This window comes from Hymenobacter miniatus (genome assembly GCF_016427455.1).
In the GTDB taxonomy this organism is placed as follows: Bacteria; Bacteroidota; Bacteroidia; order Cytophagales; family Hymenobacteraceae; genus Hymenobacter; species Hymenobacter armeniacus.
On sequence record NZ_JAELXR010000008.1, the window covers coordinates 100,124 to 117,558 of the forward strand.

Annotated in this window: 19 protein-coding genes; 11 read left to right on the forward strand and 8 right to left on the reverse strand. The window is 64.8% G+C overall.

The window, feature by feature from the left end:
* Positions 1-58 precede the first annotated feature (58 nt).
* Positions 59-502 carry a response regulator gene (locus JAO73_RS13860; protein WP_198977627.1) on the forward strand — a complete coding sequence of 148 codons (444 nt, stop codon included), beginning with the start codon at positions 59-61 and terminating at the stop codon, positions 500-502.
* A 22-nt stretch (positions 503-524) separates the two neighbouring features.
* On the opposite strand, the gene rnhB is transcribed toward JAO73_RS13860, so the two are convergent.
* Both rnhB and JAO73_RS13870 read right to left on the reverse strand, forming a co-directional pair.
* Positions 525-1,100 carry a ribonuclease HII gene (rnhB, locus tag JAO73_RS13865; protein WP_198977628.1) on the reverse strand — a complete coding sequence of 192 codons (576 nt, stop codon included), beginning with the start codon at positions 1,098-1,100 and terminating at the stop codon, positions 525-527.
* A gap of 90 nt (positions 1,101-1,190) precedes the next feature.
* Positions 1,191-1,439, reverse strand: coding sequence for a hypothetical protein (locus JAO73_RS13870; RefSeq protein WP_198977630.1), 249 nt, complete (start codon positions 1,437-1,439; stop codon positions 1,191-1,193).
* A gap of 429 nt (positions 1,440-1,868) precedes the next feature.
* Between JAO73_RS13870 and JAO73_RS13875 the strand changes: the two genes are divergently transcribed.
* The 9 genes from JAO73_RS13875 to JAO73_RS13915 all read left to right on the forward strand — a co-directional run bounded on the left by JAO73_RS13875 (position 1,869) and on the right by JAO73_RS13915 (position 10,961).
* Positions 1,869-2,447, forward strand: coding sequence for an NUDIX domain-containing protein (locus tag JAO73_RS13875; RefSeq protein ID WP_198977632.1), 579 nt, complete (start codon positions 1,869-1,871; stop codon positions 2,445-2,447).
* A gap of 61 nt (positions 2,448-2,508) precedes the next feature.
* Complete coding sequence (locus tag JAO73_RS13880; RefSeq protein ID WP_198977633.1) at positions 2,509-3,333, forward strand: lysophospholipid acyltransferase family protein; 825 nt, start codon at positions 2,509-2,511, stop codon at positions 3,331-3,333.
* Between the two features lie 21 nt (positions 3,334-3,354).
* Positions 3,355-3,642: an Asp-tRNA(Asn)/Glu-tRNA(Gln) amidotransferase subunit GatC gene (gatC, locus tag JAO73_RS13885; protein ID WP_198977634.1), complete on the forward strand. Its 288-nt coding sequence runs from the start codon at positions 3,355-3,357 to the stop codon at positions 3,640-3,642.
* On the forward strand, positions 3,643-6,405 hold the full coding sequence (locus JAO73_RS13890) for a hypothetical protein (protein WP_198977637.1): 2,763 nt from the start codon (positions 3,643-3,645) through the stop codon (positions 6,403-6,405).
* A gap of 12 nt (positions 6,406-6,417) precedes the next feature.
* Positions 6,418-7,137 carry an ABC transporter ATP-binding protein gene (locus JAO73_RS13895; protein ID WP_198977647.1) on the forward strand — a complete coding sequence of 240 codons (720 nt, stop codon included), beginning with the start codon at positions 6,418-6,420 and terminating at the stop codon, positions 7,135-7,137.
* Positions 7,138-7,168: 31 nt separating this feature from the next.
* Positions 7,169-7,717 (forward strand): cob(I)yrinic acid a,c-diamide adenosyltransferase, encoded by a 549-nt coding sequence (locus JAO73_RS13900; protein ID WP_198977651.1) that lies wholly within the window; start codon positions 7,169-7,171, stop codon positions 7,715-7,717.
* A gap of 122 nt (positions 7,718-7,839) precedes the next feature.
* Positions 7,840-8,904 carry a branched-chain amino acid aminotransferase gene (locus JAO73_RS13905; RefSeq protein ID WP_198977653.1) on the forward strand — a complete coding sequence of 355 codons (1,065 nt, stop codon included), beginning with the start codon at positions 7,840-7,842 and terminating at the stop codon, positions 8,902-8,904.
* Positions 8,905-9,033: 129 nt separating this feature from the next.
* Positions 9,034-10,137 (forward strand): glycine cleavage system aminomethyltransferase GcvT, encoded by a 1,104-nt coding sequence (gene gcvT / locus JAO73_RS13910; RefSeq protein WP_198977654.1) that lies wholly within the window; start codon positions 9,034-9,036, stop codon positions 10,135-10,137.
* Between the two features lie 101 nt (positions 10,138-10,238).
* Positions 10,239-10,961, forward strand: coding sequence for a 2-phosphosulfolactate phosphatase (locus JAO73_RS13915; protein WP_198977656.1), 723 nt, complete (start codon positions 10,239-10,241; stop codon positions 10,959-10,961).
* A 67-nt stretch (positions 10,962-11,028) separates the two neighbouring features.
* On the opposite strand, the gene JAO73_RS13920 is transcribed toward JAO73_RS13915, so the two are convergent.
* The 6 genes from JAO73_RS13920 to JAO73_RS13945 form a co-directional block, all read right to left on the reverse strand.
* A complete protein-coding gene (locus JAO73_RS13920; RefSeq protein ID WP_198977658.1) occupies positions 11,029-11,355 on the reverse strand; it encodes a nucleotide pyrophosphohydrolase in 327 nt (108 codons plus the stop codon).
* A 33-nt stretch (positions 11,356-11,388) separates the two neighbouring features.
* Positions 11,389-11,835, reverse strand: a complete 447-nt coding sequence (gene dtd / locus JAO73_RS13925) for a D-aminoacyl-tRNA deacylase (protein WP_198977659.1) — start codon at positions 11,833-11,835, stop codon at positions 11,389-11,391.
* Positions 11,836-11,899: 64 nt separating this feature from the next.
* On the reverse strand, positions 11,900-12,577 hold the full coding sequence (locus JAO73_RS13930; protein WP_198977660.1) for a response regulator transcription factor: 678 nt from the start codon (positions 12,575-12,577) through the stop codon (positions 11,900-11,902).
* A gap of 2 nt (positions 12,578-12,579) precedes the next feature.
* Positions 12,580-13,569 (reverse strand): efflux RND transporter periplasmic adaptor subunit, encoded by a 990-nt coding sequence (locus tag JAO73_RS13935; protein WP_198977668.1) that lies wholly within the window; start codon positions 13,567-13,569, stop codon positions 12,580-12,582.
* A 96-nt stretch (positions 13,570-13,665) separates the two neighbouring features.
* Positions 13,666-15,033 (reverse strand): HAMP domain-containing sensor histidine kinase, encoded by a 1,368-nt coding sequence (locus JAO73_RS13940; protein ID WP_198977669.1) that lies wholly within the window; start codon positions 15,031-15,033, stop codon positions 13,666-13,668.
* A 46-nt stretch (positions 15,034-15,079) separates the two neighbouring features.
* Complete coding sequence (locus JAO73_RS13945) at positions 15,080-15,754, reverse strand: response regulator transcription factor (protein WP_190927585.1); 675 nt, start codon at positions 15,752-15,754, stop codon at positions 15,080-15,082.
* 75 nt (positions 15,755-15,829) lie between these two features.
* Here JAO73_RS13945 and JAO73_RS13950 point away from each other — a divergent pair, with 75 nt between their 5' ends.
* Positions 15,830-17,350 carry a hypothetical protein gene (locus JAO73_RS13950; protein WP_198977670.1) on the forward strand — a complete coding sequence of 507 codons (1,521 nt, stop codon included), beginning with the start codon at positions 15,830-15,832 and terminating at the stop codon, positions 17,348-17,350.
* Positions 17,351-17,435 lie beyond the last annotated feature (85 nt).

Sequence of the window (17,435 nt, forward strand, 5' to 3'; positions counted from 1 at the left end):
CGGCCGCACGCGGCTGTTTCTGCGGGCATATTCCCGCCATTGAACAATAGTTACGCTTATGTCCGCCGATTATCCCACGCCCAGCATTTTGCTCGTGGAAGACGACCAGATGGACGTCATGAACGTGCAGCGCGAGCTGCGCCGCCAAAACATCAATGTGCCGCTGGTGCACGCCCGCAACGGCCGCGAAGCGCTTAAAATGCTACGCGGCGAGGGCGACGAGCCCAAAATAGCCCGGCCCAGCGTGGTGATGCTCGACATCAACATGCCGCGCATGAACGGGCTGGAACTGCTCGAAACCCTGCGGTCCGACCCCGAGTTTGTGGGGCTCAACGTGTTTGTCATGACCACCTCCGACTTGGAATCGGACCGGCTCAAGGCGCAGGAGCTGGCCGTGAGCGGCTACATCATCAAGCCCCTGAGCTTCGACAAGTTCGGCGAGGGTGGCACGAGCGTCGACGGCTTCAGCTTGTTCTTGGACTTGCTGAAGCTGAAAAGCTAACTCTTTTGCTGAATCAGCGGTGTTATAACAGCCGAAACCCCATGCGGTGGTGCGGACTGGGTCCGTGTGCCCGAATAGCGCCGCGGTGCTGGGCCGTGGGGTAGCCCGCGTTCTGCTCCCAGCCATATTCGGGAAACTCGGCGGCCAACGTGGCCATGTGCTCGTCGCGAAAGGTTTTGGCCAGCACCGACGCGGCGGCAATGTGCCGGTAAAGGCCGTCGCCGCCCACCACGCACGTATGCGCAATGCCGGCCACTGCCCGAAACCGGTTGCCATCCACCAACAGGTGCTCGGGCGTGAGCGGTAATGCCGCCACGGCGCGGTGCATGGCCAGGTAGCTGGCCTGGGCGATATTAATGCTACCAATTTCCTCAACCGTGGCCTGGCCCACCGCCCAGGCCACGGCCTGAGCGCATATTTCGGGGCGCAGGGCATCGCGCCGCTTGGCGCTGAGCTGCTTGGAGTCGTTGAGAAAGCGCGGGTTGAAATCGGCGGGCAGGATGACGGCGGCCGCAAAGACGGGCCCAGCCAGACAGCCGCGGCCGGCTTCGTCGAGGCCAGCTTCGAGGGAATGGCCGGAAAAATTGGCGAGGAGCACGGGCGTTAAAAAAGTCAATGCGCAAATCAAGCCCAAAATACGGGCTCAATTCGCGCATTGCAGTAAAGGGGCTCGGTAGAGCCGCAAAAGCTAGTGGCGGCCGGCGGTGCTGCCTTCGGCCGAGTTGTCGGGCTCGCCGCGGCGCTGGCCCTGGCTGTCGCGCGGGCCTTCGTCGATTTCCTCATCCTCGTCGGTGGTCACGTACTCGTTGGTAACGGGGCCCAGGCCGTTGGTTTTTTGGGCCAGGTCGGCTTCGGCTTCCGCGTGCTTGAGGTTGAAAAGCGGGTCGTGCTCGTTATCGGTAGACTTCTGGTTGGATTTCGAATTGGACTGGGCCATGGGAGAAGGGGACGGCCGGGATGTGGGCGGCCGGTTTCTGATGGTACGGCGAGGCTCCGGTTTGGGTTGAAAGCGCTACGGCCGCGTGCGGGGAGCGGGCGGCTAAACCAACAAAAAAGGCCGCCGCACGAATGCGACGGCCTTAAAGTGGCGGGTCCGGCTTAGAGGTGTCTACCCCACCTTTTCAGCCAGAGCGCCGCCGCACGAGAGGTCCTTCCTTTCCACATTTCCAGCCCGTGCGGGGGTACTTATGGGTCAAAGATACTAGGCTGCGAGGGCGGAGCGCAAAGAAATTTGGTTTAATGGAACATATTAGTCGCCCAATGAAACGTCTGACACGGCGGATGACGGCATCCAGCCGACGATTGAACCGACTGGCTGACGAGCCCGAACGTAATTTTACGGCTCTTGCTTTATCGATTTTCCGCTATGTCCCTATCTGCAGCGCCCGTCGTCGACGAAACCCACAACCCTTGGCATACCCTCAGCACGGAGGTGAAATACCATAACCCCTGGATTTCGGTGCGTGAAGACCAGGTGCTCAACCCCAGCGGCGGGCGCGGCATTTACGGCGTAGTCAGCATGAAAAACAAGGCCTTGGGCATTATTCCCGTCGATGCCGAGGGCAACACCTGGCTGGTAGGCCAGTACCGCTACGCCCTGAACGAGTACAGCTGGGAAATTCCGATGGGCGGCGGCCCCGTGGAACTGGACACGCTGGAATCGGCTCAGCGCGAGTTGAAAGAAGAAACCGGCCTCAGCGCCGCCCGCTGGACACGCATTGCCCGCATCCACACCTCCAACTCGGTGACCGATGAAGAAGGCTTCGTGTTTCTGGCCGAAGAGTTGACCGCGGGCGAAGTAGAGCCCGAAGAAACCGAGGACCTGCGCCTCTGGAAGCTGCCGCTGGCCGAAGCCGTGCGTCTGTGCATGGAAGACCGCATTACGGACAGCATGAGCGTGGCCGGGTTGCTGAAAGCAGAAAAGCTGCTGGCCGAACGGAAGTAGAAGCGCCGGGTTTGCCGGGGTGGGCAAACGCCAGCCAAGGGAATGCCCTAACTTTGCCGCCATGCGCCATTTGCTTCGCTACCTCGGCCAGCGCCTCTACACCACGTGGGCCACGTTCTGGTTTGTGCTGCCGTTTGTGCTCACCTTTCCGGTGCAGTGGTTTTACAGCCGCCGGCCGGGCGGCGAATACGTGGTGCACGCCATCAACCGGTGGTGGTCGTGGTTGTCCATCACCATGTGGGGCGTGCCCGTGGAGGTGGTGCGCGAAACCCGCGAGCCCGCCCCGCAGCCCTGCGTGTACGTGTCGAACCACGGCTCGTACATCGACATCATGATGATGTTCAAGTACATCCCGGGGTTTCTGAACATGATGGGCAAGGCCTCGCTGGCCAAAACGCCGGTGTGGGGGCCCATCTTTGGCCGCGTCTACATCACCGTGGACCGGGCCAGCGCCGTGAGCCGGGGCAAAGCCATGGTGATGGCCAAGCGCAGCTTGGCGGCGGGCAAGAGCATTGCCATTTTTGCCGAAGGTCGCATTTCGCCCACGCCGGGCAAAGAGCTCTTGCCGTTGCACGACGGAGCATTTCAGATGGCCATTGAAGCAGGAGTGCCCATTGTGCCGGTGGGCCAGCCGCTCAACCACATGTTTATGCCCGACGTGAAGGGCAGCCTGCGGGTGCGCTACCACCGCCTCAAAATTGTTTTTCACAAGCCCATTCCCACCACCGGGCTTACCCTGGCCGATATTCCCGCCTTGAAAGCGCAGGTGGCGGCCCTGCTCACCGGCGATTTTCTGCCGGAGGGTGCCGTGAAGCCCGGTCCCAGTACCTGGCGCGACCCGGCCACCGTTGTGGCCGAAGAAGCTCCCCAGCCGGCCAATTCTTAAATTAGTAATTTCTAACTCACTATGAGCACCGACCTTGGCACCCTGCGCGGCCTGGCCCATTTGGCCCGCCTCGAATTTGACGCCACCCGCGAGCAGCAGATGCTCGGCGACCTGAACAACATCCTCGATTTCGTGGCCCAGCTCGAAAGCCTCGACACGACGGGCGTGGAGCCGCTGGTGCACCTGTCGCAGGAGGTGAACGTGCTGCGCGACGACGACGCTCGCAACACCGTGAGCCACCAGGATGGCTTGCGCAACGCCCCGCGCAAGGATTCGGACTACTTCCGGGTGCCCAAAGTGCTGGAATAGTTGAGCCCGAATCTTGCTTCGACGCGCGCCTGGCGGCCCACTTGGCTAGGCGTGCTGGCCGCGCTGGCCGTGGGGCTGGCCATTTTTTATTACTTCACAGGCCCCGCTAGCACCCTGCCCATGCGCCTGTTGCCGCAGCTGCAGGCCGTGCCGCTCACGCTGGAGCAGGTGGCGGCCGGTCCGGTGCGCGTGCCGGTGCAAGCCAGCGGCTTCATTGTGAGTTTGACGCACGACGTGGCCGGGCCGTTTACGCAGCCGGTGGCGGCGGGGCTGTTTTTGCTCTTGCTGGCGGCGGCGCTGGTGGGGTGGGTGGCCGTGGCCAGCACGTTGGCTCGGCTGGCGTTTGTGGCGGGCATGATTCCGGTCATCTTCCTGCTGCTGTCGCTCAACACCGAGTCGCTGGGCATTTTCAATACCAGCGAGCGGTACTTCCTGTACCTCATGTTGGGGCTGGTGGGCGGTGGCGCTTATGCCCTGCACGCTTTTGCCGAGGAATGGCGCCTGGGACGGCGCGTGCTGGTGCTGGGCGCGATTGTGGTCGGCTTGGGCCTCTTGATTTTCAGCCAAAGCCAACTGCCGGCCGCTGAGACCGCGCTTCAGCTGGCCGCCTACGCCACGCCGGGCGGCGCTGTGCTGGTGGCGCTGCTGGTGCTGTGGGTGGGGGTAGAAAATATCCGGGCCCTGCTGTGGTTCAATGCCCAGGCCGAGCAGCCGGGGAGCCGGTTTGGGCTAGGGCCGTTTGTGGCCGCGAGTCTGCTGTACCTGGGCGCATTGCTGCTATACGTGTGGAACGACGGCCTGCAACTGCTACCGGGCGTGAGCCTGGACCCCCTGGTGCTGCTGCTGCCGGCGGTGCTGGCGGGCGGGCTGGGCCTGCGCCTGCGGGCGCCCAGCTACGCCGGTACGGTGCCGTATGCCGAGGCCCGGGTGCTGTACCCGCTGGTGGTGGCCGGCGCCGCGGGCGCCCTGGGCTATGCCTTTGCCACCGACAATACCCCGCTGCTGGCGGCGGCCCGCAGCTTCACGGGCCTGGCGCTGCTACTGCTGGGGGGCAGCTTCTGGCTGTATGTGCTCATCAACTTCATGCCGCTCATTCAGCAGCGGCTGCGGGTGTACCGGGTGGCGTTTGAGCCGCGCCGGCTGCCGTTCTACACGGTGTACGTGCTGGCGGTGGGCGGCATCGTCATCGTTCAGTCGCGCCGCAGCTTCCCGCTGCCCGACCAGGTGCAGGCCGGCCAGTACAACCACCTCGGCGACCTGGCCCGACAGCAAAGCGAAGCCACGCCCGACGACCTCAGCCTGGCCGTGCTGGCCGAACGCTACTACGCCGAAAGCGGCGACGTGCTGTACCGGGGTAATTTCCACGCTCAGTTTGGGCGGGCAGCTCTGTACCGCTTCCGGCAGCAGCGCGGCAACGAAATCGTGGCCCTAAACCGGGCCCTGTTGCGCGGGCCCAGCGAGAAGGTGTCGGTGCGCCTAGCCGGCTTGTTCAATCAGCCCGAAGATTTGTTCGAGGGCCTCGACATCCTACGGCGCGGCCTCAAAGCGCAGCCCCGCAGTGCCGCCCTGGCCGGCGACCTGGCCCAACTTTTTACCAAAACGGCCCTGAATGATTCCGTGGCCTTTTACCTGGACCAAGCCGAGCGGCTGAACCCCGGCAGCTACGCCAGCCGCACCAACCAACTGGGCTTCCTGCTGAGCCAGAACCTCTATGCCGAAGCCCAAAAGCAGCCCGGCGGCAGCAACCCCGCCACCGAACCAGCTCTCGCGGCCAACCAATTGCTGCTGGGCCTGCTCACGAAGCCGGTGAAAGCTGACGCGCCGGCCCCGCCCGCCGTGTTGGACGACGCCACCTTTGCCCACCTTTACCATTCGGTGCTGGCCAACATCAAAACGCAGAACGCCGCTGGCATTCGGCAAGGTTTGCCGCATTTGGCAAACCTTGCCAGAGCAGAGGCCAACGCGCCGTATTACGAGCAGCTGGTGTTTTTGCAGGCGTATGCCCGGCATGCATTGGGACAGGAGCGAGCTGCCCGCCAGCTATTGCTACCCGTGGCGGCGGGCACTACCGGCACGGCTGCCTACTACCAGATGCTGCTGGGGCTGTGGCAACTGCAGCAAGGCCAGTATGCTACTGCGGCCGACCAGCTGGCGTTTGCGGCTTCGCACGGCGCGGTGCAGGCCGGCGAAACGCGCGCTTACGCCCTGGCTCTGAACGGACAACCGGATTCGGCGCGGGCTCAGGCAGGACGCCTGGCGGCCTCGCCGGATTCGGCCTTGCAGCTGTTGGGGCGGCGGACGCTGGCGCAACTGGCTGCGGCTTCGTTTGCGCCGGGAGTAGCTGTGACGCGTATTGGCGACGACTGGTTGGCGCAGGCCCGGCAGGCCGAGCAGGCGAACAACGCGGCCGCCGCCGCCAAAAGCTACCAACGCATTGTGCAGGAGGCCCCTTTCAACGAACCGGCCATTCTGGCGGCGGGCCGCTTTTACACCCGGCGCCGCAGCTACACGGCCGCCTACGAAGCCCTGCGGGCCGGGCTCGACGAAAACCCCCAGTCGCCAACGCTGTTGAGGGCCTACGCGCTGGCCGCCGCCGACGCTGGCCTGACCGAATATGCCACCGACGCGCTGGCCCAGCTGCGCCAGCAATTGGCACCCGCCGCGTATGCTACTTTAGCGGCCGAGTACGAGCAGCACCGGGCAACCCGCGCGGCTGCTTCCGACTCCTTCTCCGTTGCTCCCGCCATTCCTCCTCTGCAATAAGTATTTCGAGCCATGAACCCCAACGTCATCGAAACCAGTGACATCGCCAAAAATTATGTGATGGGCGCCGAGGTCATTCACGCCCTGCGCTCGGTGAGCATCCAGATACCGCGCGGCGAGTACGTGGCGTTCATGGGGCCGTCGGGCTCGGGCAAGTCCACGCTGATGAACATCGTGGGCTGCCTCGACACGCCCAGCAAAGGCCAGTACATCCTCAACGGCCAGGACGTGAGCCGCATGAGCGACAACCAGCTGGCCGAGGTGCGCAACAAGGAAATCGGGTTTGTATTCCAAAGCTTCAACTTGCTGCCCCGCGCCACGGCCCTCGATAACGTGGCCCTGCCGCTCATCTACGCCGGCCTGAGCAAGCGCGAGCGCACCGAGCGCGCCATGGAGTCGTTGCGCTCGGTGGGGTTGGCCGAACGGGCCTCGCACCGGCCCAACGAGCTGTCGGGGGGGCAGCGCCAGCGCGTGGCCATTGCCCGCGCCCTCGTCAACAACCCCAGCGTGCTGCTGGCCGATGAACCCACCGGCGCCCTCGATTCGAAAACCAGCCACGAAATCATGGATTTGTTTGAGGCGCTGTATTCCAAGGGCAACACCATCATCATGGTGACGCACGAGGAAGACATTGCCCGCTACGCCCACCGCATTGTGCGCCTGCGCGATGGCCTGGTGGAATCGGACGAGGTGAACAAGGACATCACCACCCACGCCACCGCCGCCCACTAAACGGCGCGGGTCGCCAAGCAATTTCCACGCAATGAAAATCTACACCAAAACCGGCGATAAAGGCCTCACGTCCCTCATTGGCGGCACGCGGGTGCCCAAAAGCAGCCTGCGCATTGAGTGCTACGGCACCGTGGACGAGCTGAACGCCCACATTGGCTTGGTGCGCGACCAGGACGTGAACGCGGGCCGCCGGCCGTTGCTGAAGGAAATTCAGGACCGCCTGTTCACCATTGGGTCGGCCCTGGCCGCCGACCCGGAAAAGTCGAAAATGAAGCTGCCCGACCTGCACGCCGCCGACGTGACGCTGCTGGAAGACGAAATGGACCGCATGAACCTGGCGTTGCCGGAGCTGCGCGCCTTCATTTTGCCCGGCGGGCACCCGGCCGTGAGCCACGCGCACGTGGCCCGCTGCGTGTGCCGACGGGCTGAGCGGCTGGCCATTCACCTCGGCGAGGAGTCGTTTGTGGCCGAATTGGTGGTGGTGTATTTGAACCGCTTGTCCGACTACTTGTTTGTGCTGAGCCGGGCCATGGCCCACGACCTGGGCGTGGAAGAAGTGACCTGGCAGGCACGACTTTGACGAAAATGGTGTCTTAGCCCTAACCTTTTGTTTTTGATGGCCCGCGGCGGTAGTCGCAGCCTCTGCATCCTACGTACTTCCCAAAATCCCACCCACTCTTTGTTTCCTGAACTCGCTCGCTCATGATTGACATTCTTCCCATTCGCACCCAGCCCACCACGGCGTCTCGCCTGGCCTCGGTCGATTTTGACCATTTAGAATTCGGCAAGGCATTTTCTGACCACATGTTTGCCGTGGATTTCGTCAACGGCGAATGGCAGGAAGCCCAGATAGTGCCCTACGGCGACATGGCCGTGAGCCCCGCCAACTCGGCCCTGCACTACGGCCAAGCCATTTTTGAGGGCATGAAAGCGTATCATCAGCACGACGGCGGCGTGGCCTTGTTCCGGCCGCTCGACAACTGGGCCCGTCTCAACTCGTCGGCCGAACGGATGTGCATGCCCACCATCCCGGAAGAGCTGTTCATGAACGGCCTGCGCGAGCTGCTGAAGCTGGACGCCGCCTGGGTGCCCAGCGCGCCGGGCTCGTCGCTTTACATCCGCCCCTTCATGTTTGCCACCGATGGCTTCATTGGTGTGCGGCCGTCGGAGACGTACCGTTTCATGATTTTCACCTGCCCGGTGGGCCTGTATTTCAACAAGCCCCTGCGCGTGCGATTCGAGCAGAAGTTCGTGCGCTCGGCTGAGGGCGGCGCGGGCTACGCCAAAAACGCCGGCAACTACGGCGCCGCCATGTACCCCACCAAACTGGCCCAGAACGAAGGCTACAACCAGCTCATCTGGACCGATGCCTCGCAGCACCAGTACGTGGAAGAATCGGGCACGATGAACGCCATTTTCGTGATGGACGGCAAGGTGGTGACGCCCGCCCTCAGCACGTCCATCCTCGACGGCGTGACGCGCCGCAGCGTGCTGCAACTGGCCCGCGACATGGGCCTGACCGTGGAAGAGCGCAAGCTTGGCAGCCGCGAGGTGATGGACGCCCTGGCCGCTGGCAAGCTCGAAGAAGCCTTCGGGGTGGGTACCGCTGCGACCATTGCGCCCATTGCCACCATCGGCTACGAGGGCCACGACTACGACCTGCCCGTGACCGGCGCCCAGGCCTTCTCCAAGCGCGTAAGCGCGGCGCTGGATGCCATTCGCACCGGCGAGGGCGCCGACGTGCACAACTGGATGGTGCGCATCTAGCACGATTTAGCCGGCTGCGCTCGGGATGACAGAAGTTTCGGAAAAGCCGCTTCCATCCGAAGCGGCTTTTCTTTTTTGCCCCACCTTTGTAGCCCAATCCCACCAACCCGCCAATCCATCACTCCGCCCATGACCGTTTCCCTGAAAACCGTTACCCTCAACGACACGCACCGCGCGCTGGGTGCCAAAATGGTGCCTTTTGCCGGCTATGACATGCCGGTGCGCTATTCCTCCGACCTCGACGAGCACCACACGGTGCGCCGCGCGGTGGGCATTTTCGACGTGTCGCACATGGGCGAGTTCCGACTGCGCGGCCCCGAGGCCCTCGACCTCATTCAGCGCGTGACCAGCAACGACGCCAGCAAGCTCACCGACGGCAAAGCCCAGTATTCGTGCCTGCCCAACCACGACGGCGGCATCGTGGACGACCTGCTGGTGTACAAGCTGGCCGACAACGACTACCTGCTGGTGGTGAATGCCTCCAACATCGAAAAAGACTGGAACTGGATTCGGCACCACAACACCAAAGGCGTGGAAATGGAAGACATTTCGGACCGCACCAGCCTGTTTGCCGTGCAGGGCCCCAAGGCCAGTGCCGCGCTGCAATCCCTGACCGACGTGGACCTGAGCAGCATTCCGTACTATTCCTTCGTGCAGGGCACCTTCGCCGGCGCCCCCGACGTCATCATTTCGGCCACCGGCTACACCGGCGCGGGCGGCTTCGAGCTCTACATTCCGAACGAAAGCGCCGCCATGGTCTGGGACAAAATCATGACCGCCGGCCAGCCTTACGGCATCAAGCCCATTGGCCTGGGCGCCCGCGATACGCTCCGCCTCGAAATGGGCTACTGCCTCTACGGCAACGACATCGACGACACCACTTCGCCCCTGGAAGCCGGCCTGGGCTGGATTACCAAATTCACCAAGGACTTCACCAATTCCGAAAACCTGAAGAAGCAGAAGGAAGCCGGCGTGCATAAAAAGCTCGTGGGCTTCGTGATGGACGGCCCCGGCATTCCGCGCGGCCACTACGAACTGGTGGACGCCGACGGCCAGAAAATCGGCGACGTGACGAGCGGCACGCAGTCGCCCTCGCTCAGCAAAGGCATCGGGCTGGGTTACGTGAAAACGGAATTTGCCGCGCCCGGCACCCAAATCTTCGTGCAGATTCGTGGCAAAAACCTGCCCGCCACGGTGAGCAAGCTGCCGCTCACCAAAGGCACGGAAGAATAGCGCTGCAGCGCAGACGTTGCAGTCCGCGTCTTCGCGTCCATTATATACCCCACTGCGCGCATTGCGCGGAGACGCGGACTGCAACGTCCGCGCAACATTTTATGCTCAACGTAGACATCTGCTTCTCGCCTGAGTTGCTGCCTTTGTATGATTTGCGCGGCCGGGTGGCCGTTATAGTGGACATTCTGCGGGCGTCGAGCTCCATTGTGACGGCGTTGGGGGAGGGCGTCACGCACGTTTTCCCGGTGGCGTCGCTGGACGAGTGCACGGCCTACGGCCAGCAGCACGGCTGCCTCACCGCCGCCGAGCGCGACGGCCTGCCGGCGCCCGGTTTCGACCTGGGCAATTCACCCTTCGGCTTTCTGGACGAGGCGCGGCCGGTGCGCGGCCGCGCCCTCACCATCAGCACCACCAACGGCACGGCGGCGCTGCGCCGCTCCTTGACGGCCGAAGCGGTGGTGGTGGGCGCGTTCCTCAACCTGGAAGCAGTCGCTGCCTTCGCCCGTGCCCAGGGCCGCGACGTGCTGGTGGTTTGCGCCGGCTGGAAAGGCCAGTTCTGCCTCGAAGACACCGTTTTTGGCGGTGCCCTGGCCGAGCGGCTGGCGCCGGATTTCGACGTGCGCAGCTCCGATGCGACGCTGGCCGCGCTGCACCTGTGGCAGCAGGGCAAAGGGGATTTGTCGAGCTACTTGCTGCAGTCGGCCCACGTGCGCCGGCTCAATTCGCTGGAAGCCAGCAAGGATTTTGAATTCTGTTTGCGGGTGGATGCGTATGCCGACGTGCTGCCCATCTGGCGCGAAGACCGGCTGGTTAACAATGGGTAGTGGTTGAAAGGCCGTTATGCTGAGCGCAACCGAAGCATGACGGCCGCTTGGCTTTTGCCCCAACCAGCTACTGCAGCTTCTCGTTGTTCTTGTGGCGCTGGCTGTCGCGCTGGGTTTTCTTTTCCAAGTTGCGGGCCATGGCCTCGGTGAGGTTGATGCCGGTTTGATTGGCCAGGCAGATGACGACGAACAGCACATCGGCCAGCTCGTCGCCGAGGTCCTTGCCTTTGTCGGACTCTTTGAAAGACTGCTCGCCGTATTGGCGGGAGATGAGCCGGGCCACTTCGCCCACTTCTTCGGTGAGGATGGCCATGTTGGTGAGCTCACTGAAATAGCGGACGCCCGTGTTTTTAATCCAGCTGTCGACGGTTTGCTGGGCTTCTTCGATGGTCATGAAAGGGGAAGTTAGGCGCGTTGAAAATGGAGGCTAGGCGGGCGAGTCGAGCACGATGGTCACGGGGCCGTCGTTGAGCAGGCTCACCTTCATGTCGGCCCCGAAAACGCCGGTGGGCACGGGCTGGCCCAGCTCGGCCACCACCATGGCCACAAACTGCCGGTATAGCGGCTCGGCAATGGGCGGCGGCGCGGCCCCGATGTAGCTGGGGCGGTTGCCCTTGCGCGCATCGGCCAGCAGCGTAAACTGGCTCACCACCAACACCTGGCCGCCCACGTCCTGCACGCTGCGGTTCATCTGCCCGTTTTCGTCGTTGAAAATGCGCAGCTGCACCAGCTTGCGGCACATCCAAGTGAGGGAGGCGGTGTTGTCGGTGGGGGCGAAGCCGGCCAGCACCAGCAGGCCGGGCCCAATCTGGCCCGTAATCTGACCGTCGACGGTGACGTTGGCTTCGGAAACGCGCTGAATGACGAGACGCATAAGGGAAAACGCGCGGGGCGCAAACGGAGTGGGCCGCGAAGCTACGGCCCCGCGCCAACACGCCCTACGCGGCCCGGTACCCGATGCCGTTCACGGTTTCGAGAAAGTCGGCCGGCGCGTAGGGGGCCAGGGCCCGGCGCACGTTCATGATGTGCACGTCGATGTAGTTGGAGTTTTCCTGGTGGTTGTGCGGATGGCGGCCAATGTGCGCGCCCAGCTCCTGCCGCGTCACGGCCTGCCCGCGCCGCTGCAGCAGCAGGTGTAGCACGTCAAACTGCTTGCGGCTCAGGTGCACCGGCTGCGAGTTGTGGCACAGCCGCCGGGCGGCCAAATCGAGCACAAACCCCTCCCCGAAGTGAATGGCCGGCCGCTGCAGCCCCACGCGCTGCCGCACAATGACGCGCATGCGCCGCTCCAGCTCGGCCACCGAAACCGGCTTGGGCAGGCATTCGTCGGCGCCGAGGGCGAAGCCGCGCAGACGCTCCTCCACCGCGTCGGTGGCCGTGAACAGAATGCAGGACGTGAAATGGTCTTCGTGGCGCAGGGCCACCTGCAGCAGGTGCAGGCCGTCGCCGTCGGGCAGGGCCTGGGCCAGCAGCACGAAATCGTAGGGCTGGCCGGCGAGCCGGGCGGCCCCTTCCGCGAAGGTCGTGGCTACGTCGAAGTGGTACTGGGCCTGGTGCAGGAAGGCACGCAATGCCTGGCGCGGCCCTTCATCAGGTTCTATCAGGAGGGCGGTCATGGCTAGGGCTTGGCGTGGGTAGAAGTGGTGGTTTCGGATTTGGCCGTGGCCAGGCTGGCCGCGGAAGTCGGCGCATCGGCAAGCACGCGCACCCGGGCGTGCATACCGGGCTTCAGCCGGTGGCCCGGGTTGGGCAGCACGCAGCGCACCTTCATCACCTTGCTTTCGGGGTCGAGCAGGGCCGAAACCTGGTCGATGCGGCCGCGCAGCGGCGCGTCGGGGTAGCTCAGGGTGATGATTTCCACGGCCTGGCCCGGCCGCACCCGGCTCAAGTCGGACTCAAACACGTTGGCCATCACCCAGACCTGGTCGAGATTGGCCACCACAAAAGCCGCTTGCAGGTCGGTGGCGTTAAAGCGCATGCCCGGGCTCAGCTTTTTTTCCAGCACGTAGCCGGCCAGCGGGGCGCGCAGGGTGTAGGTTTCGCCGGGAGTCACGCCATACACGCCCATCTGCCGCTGGCTGGCGGCGGCGTGGCCGGCAGCGCGCCGCGCTTCCTGGCGGGCCGTGTATACCTCGTGCCCGGAGGCCAGGCCGGCCTGCTCCAAATGCGCTAGCTCGGCGGCTTTTTTGGCGGCTACCTCATAGTCGGCCGCCGTGGTGGTGCGCTGGTGCTGCAGGGCCGCTATCTCGGGGCTTTTCAGCACGGCCAGCACCTGGCCCTGGCGTACTTCGTCGCCCAGGTCGGTGCCCACGCGCAGCACTTCCCCGCCCACGCGCGGAAACACGCGGGCCAGGCGGTTGGGGTCGGCGGCAATTTCGCCGCTCAGCACCAGTTCGGAATCGGGCAGCACCTCGGGGACTGCGGGCTGGGAAATAGTGCGGGAGGCGAGTTGAGCCGAGGCAGTCGGTTCGGGCGGGGGCACGTCGGCCGAGCAGGCCCCCAAGGCCAGCGCCAGGGCTCCCAACACCGCCCCCCGCCGGGCGGCGTGCGGGGCGGGGGGCAGCTTGCGCGCCCCGGAAATGGGCGGCAGCAGATTGAGCTTCTCCATAGAAATGCAGCGTTGATGACAGCCGCAAGACTACAGGGAGGTTATTAAAACGGGATTAGAAAGCGAAAAAAAGCCGATTGGGCGGCATAAGTGCGGTTAGGCCGTGGGCAGCCGCATCTGCACGGTGGTGCCCTGCCCCAGGCGTGAGCTTAGGTCGAGCCGGCCGCCGTGCCGCTCAATGATGCGGCGCGCCAGGGCCAGCCCCACGCCGTGCCCCGCCACCGGTCGCGCGTTGGCCGCCCGGAAAAAGGGCTGGAACACCTGTGGCAAATCGGCCTCGGCAATGCCAATGCCGTGGTCCTGAATGCGCAGCAGCACCTGGCCGGGCTCGTATTCGAGCGAGACCAGCACGGGCTGCGGGGCCGAATACTTGAGGGCATTTTCGAGCAGGTTGCTGAGGGCGCGGCCGAGCAGGGCGCGGTTGCCGGTGAGCTCCAGCTGCTCGGGCTCGGTGGGCAGGCGGCCGGTGTGCACCTGCAGGCGCGGGCGCTGGGCGGGCTCCACGGCCGCGCAGGCTTCGGCCAGCAGCTCATCGACCCGAATGCAGGCGTCGTGCTCGGGCAGGGGCGCTTCGGCTTGGGCCAGCTCCAGCAGGTGGTTTAGCAGAGCGTTAAGCTGGGTGAGGTCGGCTAGCAGGTCGCGCAGGGCGGTGCGGTAGGCGGCGGGCTCCCGGTCGCGGGCCAGGGCCAGCTGCGCCTCGCCAATGCTGGCGGCCAGCGGCGTGCGCAGCTCGTGCGAGGCGTAGCGCACAAACGCCCGCTGGGCTTCAAAACCGGCTTCCAGACGGTCGAGCAGGCGGTTGAAGGTGTGGGCCAGGCGCGACAGCTCGTCTTTCTTGTGGCCGGAAAGGCCCTCGGCCACCCGCAGGTGCAAGTCGTGGGCGCTGATGCGCTCCATCTGGTCGTTGATGGCCGCAATGGGGGCCAGGGCGCGGTCGGCAAACACGCGGCCGGCCCCGTAAATCAGCAGCAGGCTCAGCACAAACACCGACGCCATGATGGTGGCCAGCGACTGCAGCCGAGCGTGGCCGTACACGTTTTCGGCCCCGGCCACCACCACGAAGGAGCCTTGGTTGTCGTGGTAAAAGAAGCCCACCGCCTCGCGTGGGCCGTCGGTAAAATACTCTTCGCTGCCGGCCACGATGCGGGCCAGCACGTCGGGTGGCACTTCGAGGCGGGCATCTTCGCGCACGAAACGCACCTCGCCCTGCGCATCGTAAATCTGGATGATTTCTTCAGTCAGCGTTTGCTGGAAGCGCTTTTGGAACACCTGAAAGGCGGCGCTGCGCAGCTCGTCTTTTTCCAGAAAGATGTAGGCCGCCACCTCGGCCCGGTCGCGCAGGCGCTGCCGAAACTCGCGCTGGCCGTAGTCGCGCTGCAGCAGGAAGGCCGAGCCAAGCACCGCTAGCAGAATAAACGCCACCAGCCCCACAAACAGCCAAATGAGGCGATTGCGAATAGTCATGCGAAAAGAACGGGAATAGCAGCGTGAGTCATGTTTCGGGCAGACATTATTCCTGTCGCAGCACGTACCCGGCGCCCGTCACGGTGTGAATGAGCTTCTGGTCGAAGCCGTGGTCCACCTTTTTGCGCAAGTAGCTCACGTACACGTCGATGACGTTGCTGCCCGCGTCGAAGGCTTCGTCCCAGCCGTGCTCGGCTATTTCGCTGCGGCTGAGCACGCGGCCGGGGTGGCGCAGCAGCAGCTCCAGCAGGTTGAACTCGCGGGCCGTGAGGCGCAGCGCCTGGCCCGCCCGGGTCACGGTGCGGCTGGGCACGTCGAGCACCAGGTCGGCAAAGGTGAGGCGCGAACCTTTGGGCGTGGGGCTGGCCCGGCGCGTGAGGGCGCGCACCCGGGCCACCAGCTCGGCAAAGTCGAAGGGCTTGACGAGGTAGTCGTCGGCCCCACCGCCGAAGCCCTGCAGTTTGTCGGTGGTGGTGCCCAGGGCCGTGAGCATGAGCACGGGCACGTCGGGGTCGTGGTGGCGAATGGCGGCCAGCACCTCCAGGCCGCTGCGCTCGGGCAGCAGCACGTCCAGAATTATCAGGTCGAAGGGGTGGGAGAGGGCCAGCTGCTCGCCTTCGCGGCCGTCGGGGGCCACGCGCACGGTCAGCTGCTCTTCTTCCAGCCCCCGCCGGATGAGGGCCGAAAGGCGCGGGTCGTCTTCAACCAGTAGAATATTCATGGGCGGCGCGTGGGATAGCAAAGATGTTCCGGCGGCGCTGCCGACCTTCGCGCCGGCCCGCGCCACCTGCAGTGTATGGCATCAGTAACCGGTACAAATAACGAACATCCTGCTTCTGGCCGCCGCTGGTGGCTGCTGGGGGCCCTGCTGCTGGTGGCCGTGGTGCGCCTGTGGCGCCTGCCCGAGGCCGGCCCGTCCGACTACGACTCGGTGCGCAACTGGCAGGTGGTGCAGGACATGGCGCACGGCAATTTTGCGCGGCTGTTTATTCCCGGCAGTCCGGCTTTTCTGGTGTCGTACATCCCCGTGGCGCTGGCTACGCGCAGCTATCTGGTGTTTCAGGCCATCAACGCGCTGCTGGGCGTGGCGGGCGTGGGCTTGTTTGCGGCCTGGGTGGCGCGGCAGGCCCGCCTCAGCGGCCCCGAAACGGCGGCCCTCACGCTGCTGGGCGGCACTTCGCTGCTGCTCACCTTCTCGGGGCGCGACTTCACGCCCATTTCCATCAGCATGGTTTTGTTTGCGGGGTTGCTGCGTAGTCATTTTGCGCGGCTACAGCGGCCTGGTCCGGGCGCGGCCCTGCGGGTGGCCGCGTGGCTGGCGCTGGGGCTGAGTTTTAATTACAAATTCCTGTTTGCGCTGCCCGTGCTGTTGGTGCTGGAGGCTTTGCGGGCCGATGGCCTGTGGCGGCAACGGTCCACCTGGCTGCGCGTGCTGCCGGTACTGGTGGCGCCCTACGTGCTGTTTGGGGCGCTGGGCGTGGCCCACGGGCTGCCGTGGTACCGGTGGTTTGGCTTCTATGCCCGCACGGCCGTGCCAGTGGCGGCCAACCCCGCCGGGCGGCAGGCCGGCGTGCAGCCCGATGGCCTGTACTACCTGCGCTACCTGGCCGAGTACGAGTCGCCGCTGCTTTTGGTAGGGCTGGTGCTGGCCGGCTGGCTGGCCTGGCGCGAATGGCGCGGCGGCTGGCGCCCCTGGCGCCGGCCGTGGCCGCTGCTGCCCTACCTGCTGTTTTGGGCCGGATGCATGCTGGCCGGCATGTCGGTGCTGGTGAAGGCGCCGCGCGGGCTGTTGTTTGTCTACCTGCCCCTGGCTGCGCTGGCCGTGCTGGGGGGGCGGCAGGTGTTGCCCCGGTGGGCGTTGGCGGGGCTGGTGCTGGCTGCCGTGGGGCTAAACCTGACGCGCATTCACCGCGAGCTGTATGCCCCGTTGCCCACCACCTATCCGCAGGTGGCGGCCTGGCTGCGGCAGCACGGCGCCACCCGGGTGGCCAGCACCGTCGGCATAAACCTGGCGCCCTACCTGCGCGAGAATCAGCAACTAACCACCATCACCAACGAGCGGCAGCTAGCTGCCTTGCGCCGCCAGGGCTACCAGTACGTGCTGCTCGACGGCTACTGGCGCGTGACCGGCGTGGCGCATTTTGATTCCCTGCGCCGGCAGCGGCCGGTGGCGGCCTGGCCCGCGCCCCAGCTGCAGAGTTCGCTGCTGTTTCTGGAGCATTCCGAGTTTACGGGGCAGAACTACTCTGAAACCCTGGCCTCGTGGCGCGCGGCCCGGGCCGACTCGCTGCCGCTACGACTCTACCCACTGCGCTAAAAAGCCATAGGCCCCGGCAACGGCACCCAGAAGGTATCGTTGCCGGGGCCTATGTTCAGTGACGGGCGGTGGCGCAATGCTCGCG